Origin of the sequence: Vibrio halioticoli NBRC 102217 (assembly GCF_000496695.1) — a bacterium.
Lineage (GTDB): Bacteria > Pseudomonadota > Gammaproteobacteria > Enterobacterales > Vibrionaceae > Vibrio > Vibrio halioticoli.
In genome coordinates, this window is sequence record NZ_BAUJ01000061.1 from 1 (window position 1) to 14,935 (window position 14,935).

General features: G+C 44.0%; 18 protein-coding genes. 10 read left to right on the top strand and 8 right to left on the bottom strand.

Features of this window, described 5'->3' with window-relative positions:
* Together VHA01S_RS18555 and VHA01S_RS15200 are read left to right on the top strand one after the other, a co-directional pair.
* The coding region (locus VHA01S_RS18555) for a hypothetical protein (protein WP_039971131.1) at window positions 1–221 on the top strand (221 nt) is incomplete at its 5' end.
* 63 nt (window positions 222–284) lie between these two features.
* A complete protein-coding gene (locus VHA01S_RS15200) occupies window positions 285–833 on the top strand; it encodes a gamma carbonic anhydrase family protein (protein ID WP_023405238.1) in 549 nt (182 codons plus the stop codon).
* On the opposite strand, the gene VHA01S_RS15205 is transcribed toward VHA01S_RS15200, so the two are convergent.
* The 4 genes from VHA01S_RS15205 to tsaC form a co-directional block, all read right to left on the bottom strand.
* Window positions 826–1,089 carry a DUF1488 family protein gene (locus tag VHA01S_RS15205; RefSeq protein ID WP_023405239.1) on the bottom strand — a complete coding sequence of 88 codons (264 nt, stop codon included), beginning with the start codon at window positions 1,087–1,089 and terminating at the stop codon, window positions 826–828. The two genes, VHA01S_RS15200 and VHA01S_RS15205, sit on opposite strands and share 8 nt — an antisense overlap.
* Window positions 1,090–1,923, bottom strand: a complete 834-nt coding sequence (aroE, locus tag VHA01S_RS15210) for a shikimate dehydrogenase (RefSeq protein WP_023405240.1) — start codon at window positions 1,921–1,923, stop codon at window positions 1,090–1,092.
* A gap of 76 nt (window positions 1,924–1,999) precedes the next feature.
* Window positions 2,000–2,905 carry an oxygen-dependent coproporphyrinogen oxidase gene (gene hemF / locus VHA01S_RS15215; protein ID WP_023405241.1) on the bottom strand — a complete coding sequence of 302 codons (906 nt, stop codon included), beginning with the start codon at window positions 2,903–2,905 and terminating at the stop codon, window positions 2,000–2,002.
* A 3-nt stretch (window positions 2,906–2,908) separates the two neighbouring features.
* Entirely contained in the window at window positions 2,909–3,466 is a 558-nt protein-coding gene (tsaC, locus tag VHA01S_RS15220) for an L-threonylcarbamoyladenylate synthase type 1 TsaC (RefSeq protein WP_023405242.1), read from the bottom strand.
* Between the two features lie 182 nt (window positions 3,467–3,648).
* Between tsaC and purE the strand changes: the two genes are divergently transcribed.
* Window positions 3,649–4,134, top strand: coding sequence for a 5-(carboxyamino)imidazole ribonucleotide mutase (gene purE, locus VHA01S_RS15225; RefSeq protein ID WP_023405243.1), 486 nt, complete (start codon window positions 3,649–3,651; stop codon window positions 4,132–4,134).
* A gap of 4 nt (window positions 4,135–4,138) precedes the next feature.
* Window positions 4,139–5,254, top strand: coding sequence for a 5-(carboxyamino)imidazole ribonucleotide synthase (locus VHA01S_RS15230; protein ID WP_021714833.1), 1,116 nt, complete (start codon window positions 4,139–4,141; stop codon window positions 5,252–5,254).
* A 77-nt stretch (window positions 5,255–5,331) separates the two neighbouring features.
* Here the strand turns inward: VHA01S_RS15230 and VHA01S_RS15235 are convergent, their stop codons facing one another.
* The 3 genes from VHA01S_RS15235 to dprA are packed head-to-tail and all read right to left on the bottom strand — an operon-like array spanning window position 5,332 to window position 7,524.
* Complete coding sequence (locus VHA01S_RS15235) at window positions 5,332–5,898, bottom strand: DNA topoisomerase family protein (RefSeq protein WP_023405244.1); 567 nt, start codon at window positions 5,896–5,898, stop codon at window positions 5,332–5,334.
* A gap of 19 nt (window positions 5,899–5,917) precedes the next feature.
* A complete protein-coding gene (locus tag VHA01S_RS15240; RefSeq protein WP_021714832.1) occupies window positions 5,918–6,391 on the bottom strand; it encodes a DUF494 family protein in 474 nt (157 codons plus the stop codon).
* Window positions 6,392–6,393: 2 nt separating this feature from the next.
* Entirely contained in the window at window positions 6,394–7,524 is a 1,131-nt protein-coding gene (gene dprA, locus VHA01S_RS15245; RefSeq protein ID WP_023405245.1) for a DNA-processing protein DprA, read from the bottom strand.
* A gap of 109 nt (window positions 7,525–7,633) precedes the next feature.
* On the opposite strand from dprA, the gene def reads away from it, so the two are divergent.
* The 5 genes from def to VHA01S_RS15270 are packed head-to-tail and all read left to right on the top strand — an operon-like array spanning window position 7,634 to window position 13,313.
* Window positions 7,634–8,143 carry a peptide deformylase gene (gene def / locus VHA01S_RS15250; protein WP_023405246.1) on the top strand — a complete coding sequence of 170 codons (510 nt, stop codon included), beginning with the start codon at window positions 7,634–7,636 and terminating at the stop codon, window positions 8,141–8,143.
* A gap of 17 nt (window positions 8,144–8,160) precedes the next feature.
* Window positions 8,161–9,108, top strand: coding sequence for a methionyl-tRNA formyltransferase (gene fmt / locus VHA01S_RS15255; RefSeq protein ID WP_023405247.1), 948 nt, complete (start codon window positions 8,161–8,163; stop codon window positions 9,106–9,108).
* Window positions 9,109–9,163: 55 nt separating this feature from the next.
* Window positions 9,164–10,444 (top strand): 16S rRNA (cytosine(967)-C(5))-methyltransferase RsmB, encoded by a 1,281-nt coding sequence (gene rsmB, locus VHA01S_RS15260; protein WP_023405248.1) that lies wholly within the window; start codon window positions 9,164–9,166, stop codon window positions 10,442–10,444.
* 35 nt (window positions 10,445–10,479) lie between these two features.
* The gene (gene trkA, locus VHA01S_RS15265; protein WP_023405249.1) at window positions 10,480–11,856 is read left to right on the top strand and encodes a Trk system potassium transporter TrkA; all 1,377 of its coding nucleotides are present in this window, start codon (window positions 10,480–10,482) and stop codon (window positions 11,854–11,856) included.
* A gap of 11 nt (window positions 11,857–11,867) precedes the next feature.
* Window positions 11,868–13,313, top strand: a complete 1,446-nt coding sequence (locus VHA01S_RS15270) for a TrkH family potassium uptake protein (RefSeq protein ID WP_023405250.1) — start codon at window positions 11,868–11,870, stop codon at window positions 13,311–13,313.
* Here VHA01S_RS15270 and VHA01S_RS15275 read toward each other — a convergent pair.
* On the bottom strand, window positions 13,310–14,116 hold the full coding sequence (locus tag VHA01S_RS15275) for a sporulation protein (RefSeq protein ID WP_039971136.1): 807 nt from the start codon (window positions 14,114–14,116) through the stop codon (window positions 13,310–13,312). The two genes, VHA01S_RS15270 and VHA01S_RS15275, sit on opposite strands and share 4 nt — an antisense overlap.
* Window positions 14,117–14,601: 485 nt before the next feature.
* On the opposite strand from VHA01S_RS15275, the gene VHA01S_RS15280 reads away from it, so the two are divergent.
* Window positions 14,602–14,880, top strand: coding sequence for a YihD family protein (locus VHA01S_RS15280; RefSeq protein ID WP_172972845.1), 279 nt, complete (start codon window positions 14,602–14,604; stop codon window positions 14,878–14,880).
* Window positions 14,881–14,935: the final 55 nt, after the last annotated feature.

Genomic DNA, 14,935 nt, shown 5'->3' on the forward strand with positions numbered 1-14,935 from the left:
ACGGCCATTCTAGCGTTTTGAACCACAGTGTCAAACACTTTTTTGAATTTATTTTCGAAGAGAAGTTAAACTCAAATGGTTCGGCTAATTTGCCGACTGAATCACTGCGAAGCGTTGTCGCTGTTGCCGTGTCAGTGGGGCGCATTATAGAGATACAGATCAAGTTGGCAAGCATTTTTTCGAAGATTTTCGCCTTTTATTGCCGTATGCTCATCAATTAGCCACAAAGGTCTTTTTTTGATAGTTTCATAACAATATTGATACAGTTTTAGCGAGGTTTAACTATGAGTTCTTTACGCAGTTTCAAGGGCATTAAGCCGTCAATTGAGCCCAATGCTTATATTGATGACTCTTCCGTTATTGTCGGTGATGTAAAAATAGGTACGGATTCTAGCATTTGGCCACATGTTGCCGCTCGTGGTGATGTTAATCATATCCATATTGGCGAACGAACCAATGTTCAAGATGGTTCTGTATTGCATGTTACTCACAAGAGTCCAAGCAATCCAAGCGGCTATCCGCTATTAATTGGCAATGATGTAACTGTAGGTCACTTGGTGATGCTACATGGATGCACAATTAAAAATAGAGTGCTTGTGGGAATGAGCAGTACCATTTTGGATGGTGCTGTTATAGAGGACGATGTGTTTATTGGCGCAGGAAGCTTAGTTCCACCGAATAAAGTATTAGAAAGCGGTTATCTCTATGTAGGTCGCCCTGTAAAACAGATACGACCTTTAACTGAAGAAGAAACCGCGTTTTTGGTGAAGTCTGCCGATAACTATGTTCAAAATAAAAACGACTACTTGAACGAAGTGCACGACATCAATTAATTTCAATTTGCCCTAGCTGGTTGAACTCTTCTGCTTCAATCAGCTCTTCTGCCAGATCTTCCAAATCAAAGCGGTATTCGGAAAAAACCTGCAATGCCACATTTTCATCTTCAATAGGCAGTTGTGATAGGTTTTGCAAATAGGAAACCGAGACGATGCATTCAATAAGATTACCCGCTTGCTGACCAATAAAGGTCACTGTCTTATTATTGGCATTCCAGCTTTGTTGATCGGTAAAGATAATAGATTGGTTCATTTACGAGCCCTCTAGGTTTTTACGTAATTCTCTGAGGATTTGTTTTGCCCCAGGTCGAATCCCTCTCCACAACATAAAGCTCTCAGCGGCCTGTCCAACTAACATGCCTAAACCATCGTAAGCTTTCGCCGCACCTTGTTCTTTTGCCCACTGATTGAAAACCGTCGTTCCTGCACCGTAAACCATGTCATAGCTGACGGTTTGTGAGGAAAATATTCTGGCTGATATTTTAGGTAGCTGTTTCGTTAGCCCTGCGGACGTTGAGTTAATCACAACATCAAAGCTTTCTGCTACTTCATCGATAGGCAGCGCCTTGATTGGACCATACGGTTTAAATTGCTCCGCCAGAGCTTGCGCCTTACTCAATGTTCTATTGGCGATCACAAGTTCTAGAGGCTGTTGATCAAGCAATGGCTTTAAGACACCGCGCACTGCACCACCAGCACCAATAACCAGAATCTTGGCACCTTTAAGTAATACTTGGTATTGCAGTAGATCTTGAACTAGCCCTTCACCATCAGTGTTATCACCAATAATCTCACCATCATCGAGCTTTTTCAGTGTATTCACCGCACCGGCAAGCTGTGCTCTTTCGGTCAACCTATCTGCCAGTTGGTAGGCATCATGCTTGAAGGGAGCGGTAATATTGCAACCTTTACCGCCTTGAGCAAAAAATTCTGTGGCCGCTTGGGTAAACTCGCCCACTTCAGCGTGTTGCGCTGAATAGGTAAGACTCTGGTTAGTCTGACGGGCAAATAAAGTATGAATAAACGGTGATTTACTCTGCTTTATTGGGTTTCCAAATACGACATACTTATCAATTAACTGCTTCATCTTCCTACCTGACTGAAAAACTAATCATAAAACGACCTTCTAAGAACCTACCACTGAACAGCGTGAAGAAAAAGTGTTACCACTCTCTAGGCACTAGGTACTCTTTATATAGACGATCTTCATGGGAACCTTCTGCTACTTGGTAGTTGTACTCCCAGCGCGCTAAAGGTGGCATGGACATCAATATGGATTCGGTTCGTCCATTACTTTGCAAACCAAACAAGGTGCCTCGGTCATAAACTAGATTGAACTCTACATAGCGACCGCGTCGATAAAGTTGGAATTGACGCTGTTGTTCGGTAAACGGGGTATTCTTACGCTTTTCAATAATAGGCACGTAAGCCTTGGTATACCCTTCTCCAACCGCTTGGATGTAGGCAAAGCATTTTTCAAAGCCCCATTCGTTTAGGTCATCAAAAAATAAGCCACCAATACCGCGAGTTTCATTTCGATGCGGTAGATAGAAATACTCATCACACCATTTTTTATGTTCTGCATACACAGTATCACCAAAGGGAGCGCACAATTGCTTTGCCGCCTGATGCCAGTGCTGGCAATCTTCTACAAATGGATAGAATGGTGTTAAGTCAAAACCACCCCCAAACCACCAAATAGGTTCACAGCCTTCTTTCTCAGCAATAAAGAAACGTACATTGGCGTGAGAAGTCGGTACATAAGGGTTCTTTGGATGAATAACCAAAGAAACACCCATAGCTTCAAACTTTCTGCCCGCTAACTCTGGACGATTGGCCGTCGCAGAAGCTGGCATTTTGTCACCGAAGACATGTGAGAAGTTGACTCCTCCCTGCTCGATAACCGCGCCATTTTTCAAGACTCGAGTTCGGCCACCGCCGCCTTGCTCTCGGAGCCATGCATCTTCAACAAAGGTTGCATCCCCATCCGCTTTTTCCAATTCAGAACAAATATTGTCCTGCAATTGCAATAAAAAGCGTTTTACGGCTCCTTTATCAACCTGTGTCATTGTTTACCCTTGTCTTAATATTTGTAATGTCTTGGCGTCTTTAATTTCAGACGGTTTGCATCTATCGCCTACCGCACCTTCAACAATGAAGACATTTTCATTGCCAAGCTGACTCTCAACCTCTTCTGCACTTAAACAAGGAGGCAGTCCTGATAAGTTAGCACTAGTTGAGGTGATCGGTTTAGAAAACTCAATACACAACTGCTGCACCAAAGGATGATCTGTCACCCTTACCGCAACACTATCAAACTGCCCATGCACTAACTGATGTACTTTCTTACTCACTGGCATAACCCAAGTCACTGGGCCCGGCCAACTTTGGAATACCACGTCAAGCTGTTCAGTTGAAAGTTCACTTACATCTACGTACGGCAGTAGCTGTTCAAAGCTGGCCGCAATTAAAATTAACCCTTTTGCAGGGTCTCTTTGTTTTAGTTCAATTAACGCCTGTAAGGCTTGTTCATTGTCGGGATCGCACCCAACACCAAACACGGCTTCTGTGGGGTAAGCGATAACCTTTCCTTGGCGAAGAGCCCCGACAGTTTGCTCAATTAGCATCATTCCTTGAGTATCCTCTCTATACTATCTTTACCTTAGTTTACAAATTCTATTCGTGACTGGTAAGCATTTCCTCTAAATCCGCAAAACAAAGCGACGCAAACGTTTTCCTAATCAAAAAATAACCGTATAATGCGCGCAAAATCGGTATCTAAATCTCTACTAGTTAAATTAGGAGTCGTTACATGCAAGTCGGTATTATTATGGGTTCTAAATCAGATTGGCCAACGATGAAGTTAGCTGCTGAAATGCTCGACCAATTCGGTGTTAGCTACGAAACTAAAGTTGTATCAGCTCACCGTACTCCACAACTACTAGCAGACTATGCTTCTAGTGCAAAAGAACGTGGTATTAAAGTTATTATTGCTGGTGCTGGCGGCGCAGCGCACCTTCCTGGTATGTGTGCAGCATTTACTAGCCTTCCTGTGCTTGGCGTTCCTGTTCAGTCTCGAGCTCTAAAAGGTATGGACTCACTGCTTTCTATTGTACAAATGCCAAAAGGGATTGCGGTAGGTACTCTGGCGATTGGTGAAGCAGGGGCAGCAAACTCTGGTATCTTAGCGGCGCAAATTATCGGTACTCACGTTCCTGAAGTGATGGAAAAAGTAGAAGCTTTCCGTAAAGAACAAACTGACACTGTACTGGCTAATCCGAACCCAGCGGAGGATTAATACTGTGCAAGTTTTAGTTTTAGGTGCTGGACAACTAGCGCGCATGATGGCTCTAGCCGCCGCTCCACTGAATATCAAAACTATCGCTTTTGATGTCAACAGTGAGTCTATTGTTGAGCCCATCACTCAAACCAAACTAGGTAGTGGACTGGCAGCTGCGATTGAGCAAGCTGATGTGATTACGGCTGAATTTGAGCATGTTCCTCATCCTGTTTTGGATGCGTGTCAGGCGAGCGGCAAACTATTGCCAAGTGCGACTGCAATCAAAACCGGTGGCGATCGCCGCATTGAAAAAGCACTGCTCGATAAAGCAAACGTTGCCAACGCTAAATATGCGCTTATTCGTACTCGTCAAGATTTCGAACAAGCCATTGAATACGTAGGTTTACCTATGGTGTTAAAAAGCACTCTAGGCGGTTACGATGGCAAAGGTCAATGGCGTTTAAAAGAAGCCTCGCAAGTTGATGCTATCTGGGCAGAAATGGAACAGTGCATTGCCTCTTCGGCAGCGCAGGCAATCATTGCTGAAGAATTTGTTGCCTTTGATCGTGAAGTGTCTTTAATTGGCGCTCGCAATCAACATGGTGAAATCGCTGTCTACCCATTAGCAGAAAACGTGCATACCGATGGCGTGTTGAGCCTATCAACCGCAATTGATGAGCCACAGCTGCAAGCTCAAGCGAAGCAAATGTTTACTGCCGTTGCTGAGTGTTTAGATTATGTGGGTGTTTTAGCATTGGAGTTCTTCGATGTTAAAGGGCAATTGATGGTCAATGAAATTGCTCCTCGCGTTCACAACTCTGGTCACTGGACACAGCAAGGTGCTGAAACCTGCCAATTTGAAAATCATATGCGCGCCGTTTGTGGACTACCGCTAGGTAGCACTGAAGCACTGCGTCCTACCGCTATGATTAACATTCTGGGTGAAGATACTCTTGCACAAGAGATTTTGAGCATGAAACAAGCTCATATCCATTGGTACGGCAAGGATAAGCGTCCTGGACGTAAGATGGGACACATTAATGTTTGTGGTAATAGCCCAGCGGATCTGCAACAACAATTGCAAGATATCGCACAGTGGTTAGATGCAAGTGCCTTCCCTGCACTGCATCAAAAATAACCGGCTATAGAAAACACAGCCTATAAACGGCAAAAAGGAGGCAATCGCCTCCTTTTTTATTATTTAATCAGCGATTATTACTTTACCTGAGGTAATTGCTTTGCCTGACACTTACGACTGGCGCATATCACACTGCTTTTATCTCCGCTTTTCTTCACCATCAACAATTCAAAACCACACTCTTGGCACTTACCTTGCTTAGGCTCACTGTTGATCGAGAACTGACATTTAGGGTACTGATCACAGGCATAAAATGCTTTCCCATATCGAGATTTACGCTCAATCAAATGCCCCTTATGGCATTCTGGGCAAACAAAGGATTCGACACTGTGATCTTCTGGCTCATCTAAACTGCCAATATAGTGACAATCGGGATAATCAGAGCAACCAATAAACATGCCATAGCGGCCCTGTCTAAGTACCAGCTCATCACCACAATTAGGGCAAGGCACACCCAATGGCTTAATGATTTGCCCTGAAGCCTGATGTGATGATTTTATGTAATCACAACTAGGATAATTGCTACATCCCCAAAACGCCCCATGCTTACCATGACGCATTTGTAGAGGATGACCGCAATTAGGACATGATTGCTCTAAAGCATGCCCTTCCGCGGAAAAAAGTTGATGATTAATTTTACTCATAGCGTTTATCTAGCATGGCTTAATGCAAAATGCCGTGATCGGTCGAGTAAAGTAACTCTTCCATTGTGTTGTAGGCACTTTCATTGCCCGGAACATTAAACAGCACCATTAAGATGATCCATTTCAAGTCATCTAACTGTAAGTCTCGGGTTTCAAGACCCATGACGCGATCAATCACCATTTCGCGAAGCTCTGGGTTAAGCACTTCAATTTGTTCTAAGAACAAAATGAATCCTCGGCAACGAGTGTCTATTCTTTGTTGCTCTTTCTCAGAATAAATTCGGATTGAAGTCGCTGAGCTAGTCGCTATATTTTGACTTGAATCGTCACTTTGCAAAGCTGCAAGGTCTTCAAGCCAGTTTAACGCTTTGTAGATCTCGTTTTGATGGAAACCTGCGCGAAGGAGTTCTTGTTCAAGCTCATCTTGGTCGACGTTCAAATCGCTCTCGCTATGAATATACGTCTCAAATAGATACATAAGAATATCCATCATAGTCAGCTCCCCCTTAATCTAATATAACCACCACCTACTGAAGCCACGAGTCCTTTTAGCTCCAGTTCTAATAACTGCATCATAACCTGATTAACGGGTAAATGGGTGCTTTGTGCCAAAAAATCAACCGCTGTTGGCTTATCTCCCAACAGATTAAGTAAACCTTGATTCAAATCTGATTCTGACGCGCATTTTTCGCTGTTTTTTGCTGGCAATTGAGCATGAAAACCCAAACCTTGTTGCTCAGTCTGAGACCAATCAATCAAGCCATTCATCTCTTGGACAATATCTTGTGCACTGCGTACCAGCACCGCCCCATCCCGAATCAGGTTATTGCACCCCATCGCATTAGGGTTAAGCACAGAGCCAGGAACGGCATACACATCTCTACCTTGCTCTAAAGCAAATCGAGCCGTAATCAAAGAACCACTTTTCGCCGCCGCTTCAACGACCAACACCCCTACCGATAAACCACTAATAATTCGGTTTCGTCTAGGGAAGTTATACGCTCTAGGGGGGTAAAAAGGAGCAAACTCAGACACCAATGCGCCGGTTGCTTTAATGCGCTCAGCTAAACGCTGGTGCTGTTTTGGGTAGAGGTAGTCAAAGCCACTGCCTAACACCGCAACTGTCGTCCCCTTATGATCAAGACACGCTTGATGAGCATGCCCATCGACACCTAAAGCAAGCCCACTGGTTATCGTCACCCCAAGTTGCGTTAACTCCGCAGAAAACTGACGCGTAATATACAAACCGTCTTGGCTACTATTGCGACTGCCTACAACGCCAATCTGATTGGAACTTAAAGCCGACACCTCGCCCTGCACGAACAATAATGGCGGGTAACATGGGATCTCTTTTAATAACTGAGGATAAGCGCTGTCATCTTCACAAATCAGCAAATGGTTACCGTCTTTGCTCAGCCAGTTTAGACAGCGTTCGACATTGGCGTTGGGTTTGTCTGTTAAATGGCGCACTTGTAAATCGGTAAACTTTAAGTCGAATAATTCTTTTTTAGATAAATTGATGAGCTCTAACGGAGAGGTAAACTCAATGATTTTTTGTAGCTTAACCCCACTCAAACGAGGCGTCATCGACAAGGTTAACCAAGCTATTATCTGTTGTTCTGTCATCGTTATTCTCATCGATTTATATTGGTGCTGTTATTTGAAGACCAAAATGACTAAAATTGTCACAAGTAGCTGAGATTCTTTCGGCGCAGTTCAACTTTTTTGAGTGATTATGTCTTTATTACAAGTATTAACCTTTCCTGATGATCGCCTTCGTACGGTTGCAAAACCAGTCGAAGATTTTACGCCTGAACTCCAAAAACACATCGACGACATGATTGAAACCATGTACGAAGAAGAAGGTATTGGCTTAGCTTCTACCCAAGTTAATGTTCATAAACGTATCGTGGTAATCGATCTTTCTGAGAATCGCGATGAGCCTTTGGTATTGATCAACCCAGAAATCACCGAGAAGCGCGGTGAAGACGGTATTGAAGAAGGCTGTCTATCTGTGCCCGGTGCGCGTGCTCTTGTACCTAGAGCCGCCGAAGTATCGGTAAAAGCACAAGACCGTAACGGCGACGAATTTACCTTTGAAGCAGACGATTTACTTGCTATCTGTGTACAACATGAGTTGGACCACTTAGCCGGTAAACTCTTTGTTGATTACCTTTCTCCCCTGAAACGTAAACGCATCAAAGACAAGCTAGAAAAAATAAAGCGCTTCAACGAAAGAAACTAATTATTCAGGAGTTTGCATTGAGCAAAGCACTAAAGATCGTATTTGCAGGGACTCCAGATTTCGCCGCCGACCATTTGGCGGCGTTGTTATCTTCGGAGCATGAGGTTATTGCGGTTTACTCGACCCCAGATAAACCAGCGGGCCGTGGTAAAAAACTGACTGCAAGTCCAGTTAAAAACCTCGCTATTGAACACAATATTCCTGTTTTTCAGCCAGAGAACTTCAAGTCAGACGAAGCCAAGCAACAGTTGGCTGACTTAAACGCCGATATCATGGTTGTGGTCGCTTATGGCCTATTATTGCCTAAGCCAGTACTTGATACGCCTAAACTGGGTTGCATCAACGTACACGGCTCTATTTTGCCTCGCTGGCGTGGCGCAGCCCCAATTCAACGTTCAATTTGGGCGGGCGATGCGGAAACTGGCGTGACCATCATGCAAATGGATGTTGGTTTAGATACGGGCGATATGCTGCACATTGCGACTTTACCTATCGAACCTGAAGACACTAGTGCCGCCTTGTACCACAAACTGGCAAAACTTGGCCCTGTTGCTCTCATTGATTGCTTAGCAAACATAGCGCAAGGCACAGCCATTGCGGTGAAGCAAGATGATGACCTATCGAATTACGCCAAGAAACTCAGCAAAGAAGAAGCGCTACTGAACTGGAGCAAAGATGCTGTGGCACTTGAGCGTGAAATTCGTGCATTTAATCCTTGGCCAATGAGTTATTTCAGCATTGCTGATAAGAACATCAAGGTATGGCAAGCACGCGTTAATTCTGAAGCCTGTACAGAAGCTGTCGGTACCATCATCAGTGCTGATAAAAACGGTATTCAAATCGCAACTGGAAACGGCCGCTTAATCCTAGAACAAATCCAAGTGCCCGGGAAAAAAGCTATGTCGGTAGGCGACGTACTCAATTCTCGAGCAGATTGGTTCCCTGTTGGAACCCAATTAGCATAATCACTTATTTCTAAGGCTTGAATTTTTCAAGCCTTACTCTTGTTAGGAAATACCTATGAATGTACGCGCCGCTGCGGCAACCGTGCTGTTTCAAGTTGTAGACAAAGGCTATTCACTCTCTAGCGCTTTACCCAACGCACAATCCCAATTAAAACCTCGCGACCATGCTCTGCTACAAGAGATTTGCTATGGCTGTCTTCGCTACTTGCCAAGATTAGAAACCATAGTCAATGAACTGATGGAAAAACCCCTTAAGGGCAAACAACGCGTGTTCCATCACTTAATGTTAGTGGGTATTTACCAACTTAGCTTTATGCGTACTGCCGACCATGCGGCCGTTGCCGAAACCGTTGAAGCGTGCCAGTCACTTAAAGGGCACAAACTAAAAGGTTTGGTTAATGCGATATTGCGTAACTATCAGCGCAACCAACAACGATTGGATGAAATCTCGGTTAAGCACGATGCTGGCAAATATGGTCACCCTAGCTGGTTACTTAAGTTGCTGAAAGCCTCTTACCCAAATGACTGGGAATCCATTGTTGAAGCCAACAACACCAAAGCACCTATGTGGCTACGTGTAAACGCGCAGCATCATACTCGCGACGAGTATTTGAAATTGCTCGAAGCAGAAGACATTGAAGCCGACATTCACCCTCAAGCACGTCATGCGCTACGTCTACATCGAGCTTGTGATGTCAATCAGCTTCCGGGTTTTGCGCAAGGTTGGGTATCGGTGCAAGATGCCGCCGCTCAATTGGCTCTAGAATACTTACAACCGCAAGATGGCGAGCTTATCCTAGACTGTTGTGCCGCTCCCGGTGGTAAAACCGCACATATCCTAGAAAACACCACCAACAGTGAAGTGGTTGCCATTGATGCTGATCCACAACGCCTAGAACGTGTGCATCAAAACTTAGAGCGCTTAAATCTAACTGCCAAGGTAATGTGTGCCGATGCACGTAATCCTGACCAATGGTGGACAGGTGAGCAGTTCGACCGCATTTTACTGGATGCGCCTTGTTCTGCTATTGGTGTTATCCGTCGTCACCCAGATATCAAATGGTTACGTCGCGCAGATGATCTTCCCGCTCTAGCTCAGCTACAAAGCGAAATTTTAGATGCTATGTGGCAACAACTGAAGAAAGGCGGAACCTTAGTTTACGCTACATGCTCAATTTCTCCGGTTGAAAATACAGAGCAAGTACAGGCATTCTTAGCTCGCACAGACGATGTTGAACTCATCGATAGTGATCCAAGCAACCCAGGAAGACAAATATTACCTGGGGAGCACAATATGGATGGCTTCTATTATGCGGTTCTACAAAAAAAGAGCTAAATTAAACTAAGCCCTGCTGTATAGGAAAATAATCGATGAAAATCATAATCTTGGGTGCCGGACAAGTCGGAGGTACTCTTGCTGAAAATCTTGTTGGCGAAAATAACGATATCACTATTGTAGATACCGATAATCGTCGTCTGCGCGAATTACAAGATAAGTACGACCTTCGTGTAATCAATGGTGCTGCAAGTCACCCTGACACGTTACGCGATGCCGGAGCTCAAGATGCCGATATGCTGGTGGCGGTAACCAATTCTGATGAGATCAACATGGCTGCTTGCCAAGTTGCATTCACTCTATTTAATACCCCAAACCGCATTGCTCGAATCCGCTCTCCTGAATACCTAAAAGAGAAAGACTCTCTATTTAAGTCAGGGGCTATTCCTGTTGATCACCTTATTGCACCAGAAGAGTTAGTCACTGGCTACATCGAACGCTTAGTTCAATACCCTGGTGCACTGCAAGTAGTTAGTTTTGCAGAAGAGAAAGTCAGCTTAGTGGCAGTAAAAGCATTTTATGGCGGCCCATTGGTCGGTAATGCTATTTCTGCCCTGCGTGAGCATATGCCTCACATTGACACTCGTGTAGCGGCTATTTTCCGTCAGGGACGTGCTATCAGACCGCAAGGTACCACAGTTATCGAAGCCGATGATGAAGTGTTCTTTGTGGCGGCCAGTAATGACATTCGCTCTGTAATGAGTGAATTACAACGTCTTGAAAAGCAGTACCGCAAAATCATGATTGTTGGTGGCGGTAATATTGGTGCAGGTCTAGCAAAACGCTTGGAGCGTAACTACTCCATCAAGCTGATTGAACGCGACCTTGAACGTGCTGAAATGCTCTCTGAAGTGCTAGAAAATACCATAGTGCTATGTGGTGACGCAGCCGATAAAGAACTGTTATACGAAGAAAACATCGAAGAGATGGATGTGTTCATCGCGCTGACGAACGAAGATGAAACCAACATCATGTCAGCAATGCTAGCAAAGAGCCTTAACGCAAGAAAAGTGATGGTGCTAATCCAGCGTGGCGCTTATGTTGAGTTGGTGCAAGGTGGCGATATTGATGTGGCTATCTCTCCTCAGCAAGCCACTATTTCTGCGCTACTGACTCATGTACGTCGTGCCGATATTGTTAATGTATCTTCATTACGTCGTGGGGCTGCCGAGGCTATCGAAGCTATCGCCCACGGTGACGAAAACACCTCAAAAGTTGTGGGTCGTGCGATTGGCGATCTTAAACTACCACCGGGTACTACCATTGGTGCTATTGTGCGCGGGGAAGAAGTTTTAATTGCGCACGATAGAACTATGATTGAACAAGACGATCACGTGGTGATGTTCTTGGTCGACAAAAAGTACGTTCCTGATGTTGAAAGCTTATTTCAACCAAGCCCGTTCTTCTTGTAGGTCCACCGAATATGGTAAATGTACGTCCAATACTATTTGTTTTAGGGTTAGTGCTGTCTAAGCTAGCACTGTTTATGTACCCGCCAACAATTTTAGCGATTTTTAATCCTGGAAGTGGTTTTGTTGAATTCGCAAAAGCAGTCGCCATCACCCACGTAGTATCGTTTATTTGCCTAACTTTAGGGCGTACGAAGCAGTTTAAACTCAATGTTCGAGATGTGTTCTTAGTCACCACCTTAGTATGGGTTGTGAGTACTGTTTTTGCGGCCTTACCGTTTGTCTTTATCAATCATATTAGCTTCACTGATGCGTACTTTGAGACCATGTCAGGAATAACCACCACTGGCTCAACCGTACTCAGTGGGCTAGATACTATGTCCCCTAGCATTTTGCTATGGCGTTCATTATTGCAATGGTTAGGTGGCGTTGGCTTTATTGTTATGGGTGTAGCTATCTTACCTATGCTCAATGTCGGTGGGATGCGCCTATTCCAAACCGAATCTTCCGACTGGTCTGATAAAAGCTCACCACGAGTCAAAAGTGTCGCTAAAAGTATCGTCGTCGTTTATCTAGGGCTGACATTTGCCTGTTTTGCCAGTTATGTGGCGACAGGTATGACACCATTTGAAGCCATCAACCACGCCTTTACTACCATTTCGACTGGCGGCTATTCCACTTCTGATGGCTCAATGAATCACTTCTCTCATGAAACACAGTGGTTTTCTACCCTATTTATGTTTCTTGGCGGGCTACCATTTCTGTTGTTTGTTGCCGCCTATAGAAAACAATCTCTATACGCTTTAACTAAAGATGCTCAGGTTATCGGCTTCTTTAAGCTGTTTATGATTTCCAGCCTAATGATTGCTGCTTGGCTGGTTTTTCATGATAGCTATCAAATGGACGATGCGCTGCGAGTCTCGATGTTCAACGTGGTCTCGGTATTGACTACAACAGGCTTTGGTCTAGATGACTTTACCTCTTGGGGTACATTGACTACCGTACTCTTTACTTTCCTGCTGATGATGGGGGCATGCTCTGGGTCTACCGCTGGTGGGATCAAAACTTTCCGCTTCCAAATAGCTTACACGCTATTGAAGATACAGATGATGAAGCTGATTCATCCGTCTGGGGTTTTCATCCAGCGATATAATAACCGTCGAGTAAACGACGATATCATCCGCTCAATTGTTGCATTTACCTTAACTTTCTTTGCTACTGTATTGTTAGTTGCCGGTGGCTTATCCGCTATGGATTTAGACCCTGTGACTAGCCTTACAGGGTCAATTACTGCGGTAGCAAATGTAGGGCCGGGTATGGGGCCAATCATTGGTCCAACAGGTAACTTTGCTCCGTTACCTGATGGGGCCAAATGGTTGCTTAGCTTTGGTATGTTGTTAGGTCGTCTTGAAATTCTGACTATTTTTGTATTGTTCTTACCGGCATTCTGGAAGCGCTAACCTCGTTTGGTTTCAAACAAATCGATCAGATATTGAGTCACTTTTTCGGCGCATTGTTGATGGGTTAAATCACTAGATAAAGATAGATAGCAGTTGAGTTCAGATGAGCCTAATAAGCTAGATAAAAGCCCACTGACACCTCTTTTGCCTCGGTCGATTTCAAACCAGAGCTGTAACTGCTGCTGATCGCGATACGCAATGATCTCAATCTCACGCCATGTGCCGTGAAACAATCCCGTCGTTGGTACAAACTCAAATTCTTGTACAAAAGGAAGTTCAAACCCTTTGGCTTCTTCGCACTCAGCTTGGCGGATACGCAAACCCAATTCTTCTAGCTCAGAAAAGATCGCATCTAAAACGGGATCAGGACGTACGGTAAGTAGGTCTTTGTCTGTTGGGTCGATAGCCAAATCAATATCTAATGAGGTTTCCAACCATACTTTTGAGTCACCTATGGTGAGCGGGGTATTTAATGGTGCCGTAAGCTCTATTTCAAAAGTACGCTCTTCTGCCGGATGAATAGTGAATGAGTAAGGTAAATCCCATTTATCCAACACATAGTTTTGCGACACTTTACGCTTAATGGGCCCTTCGGTGTGAGGCTGACGCTGTTCTTGTTCAGAGATATAGCTACAGCACAGTTTGATATCGATATGATCAATATGCTGCTCTGTTGCTCCTCCATAAACATGAATCACGACACTGACTGTATCTCCGGGAACAATTGTTTCTTGTTGCAGAACGGCATCAACTTTTGCGGAGCCAATCCCTAAACTGGCCAATGTTTTCTTAAAAAAAGACATGCTTTGATCCCTCATATGAAATCACTTTACTTATACTGGCTCAAAAAGCGTCGATTAACCAAAGGCATTTCTTAAAAATTTGAGCTTTATAAAACATTGCTGGCTCTTTTATGCATTGAAAATTAGATGTTTTCCCATTCTATATCTAAAGTTATCTGGTACGATATATACATGATACTCGTTGAGTATCTGTTTAACGGCAAAGGATATGCCTGACTCATTGGTGAAGTATGTTTCCAACAGCCGTCAGGTTTTCTCGACCTAGCAGTCGAGCGGTACATCGCAGAAATTATTTTGCGCCAGTACCATCAAACAAACAAAGAGCTGAAGAAAGTAAAAAGAGTTAAGTTCCATTCATTTTTGATGAAACTGACTTTTTGCAATCTTATTCTCTATATTAAAAGCGTATTTGAACTATTCAAATACGCTTTTTTCTTATCTTTTTGATACTCTTTTTGTTAAGTTAAGCGCACATCTCAAGTTCTATGGAGAAGACCATGAAATGCCATCGCGTTAATGAAGTAATTGAACTACTACACCCTGAGTGGAAAAAAGATCCAAACCTGAATTTGGTCGAGTTTCTACTTAAGCTTGCAGAAGAAGCAGGTTACAAAGGCAAACTGGAAGATCTAAGTGATGATGTTCTTATTTACCATCTAAAGATGCGTAATAGCGAACAACAAGAAGAAATCCCTGGTTTAGCTAAAGACAAAGAAGACGATTTTAAAACAGCTCTTCTACGTGCTCGTGGCATTATTGACTAGCTATAGACCAATCATAATAGTTAAGGGGTAGCGGTATATTGCTGGCCCTTAGTTT